The sequence below is a fragment of the Vibrio sp. 1562 genome, assembly GCF_033340155.1.
In the GTDB taxonomy this organism is placed as follows: domain Bacteria; phylum Pseudomonadota; class Gammaproteobacteria; order Enterobacterales; family Vibrionaceae; genus Vibrio; species Vibrio alginolyticus.
This window is the reverse complement of the sequence record NZ_JAWOVY010000282.1, coordinates 1-744: the sequence shown is the minus strand read 5'-3', so window position 1 is coordinate 744 and position 744 is coordinate 1. Positions and strand designations below refer to the sequence as shown.

The window sequence follows — 744 nt, the reverse complement described above, 5'->3', positions numbered from 1 at the left end:
GAAGTGTCGAGCTCCATGAGTGATACTTTGTCAGATACCTCTTCTTTCTCTGCGATGGTCAATAAAAGCTTCAACAAATTAGAAAAAGTTGAAGACAACAGCTTGAGCATCGAAGAAGTGATGGTGGTGATCCGCCAACTCGTTGCTGAATCTCATGAGATTCGCCACTCAACTAAATTCTTAAACCGTCAACTCACCAATGCGAGTGAAGAAATTTCTCGTTTGAAGAATCAATTAGCCGAAGTACAAAAAGACGCGCTGTTTGATGGACTCTCTAATCTTTACAATCGTCGTGCCTTTGATACTGATTTAAGCATGCTGATTAACGCTAATCAGGCGATGACTCTCATCTTGCTGGATATCGACCACTTTAAAGCGTTCAACGATAACTATGGGCACCTATTTGGTGACACAGTATTGAAAGCGATCGCGCGTCGACTGCAACAGAGCTGTCGCGATGGCGTGAGTGCATACCGCTTCGGCGGCGAAGAATTTGCGTTAATTGTGCCAAACAAATCCCTACGAATCGCCCGCCAATATGCCGATACCCTGCGCCGCATGATTGAAAAGCTGCGCGTACGTGATAAACGCTCGGGCACACAAGTTCATAGCATTACCGCTTCTTTTGGTGTGGCAGAGTTCGAAGTTGGTGACACCGTAGATTCATTGGTCAATAAAGCCGATAAACAGCTTTATGAAGCAAAACAACTCGGTCGAAACCGAGTGATGCCTATCTAAGCTAAC

At 45.2% G+C, this 744-nt stretch carries 1 protein-coding gene; it reads left to right on the top strand.

What is annotated here, in order from left to right:
* On the top strand, positions 1 to 738 hold a 738-nt coding region (locus R7Z49_RS24670), incomplete at its 5' end, for a GGDEF domain-containing protein (protein WP_318112327.1).
* Positions 739 to 744 lie beyond the last annotated feature (6 nt).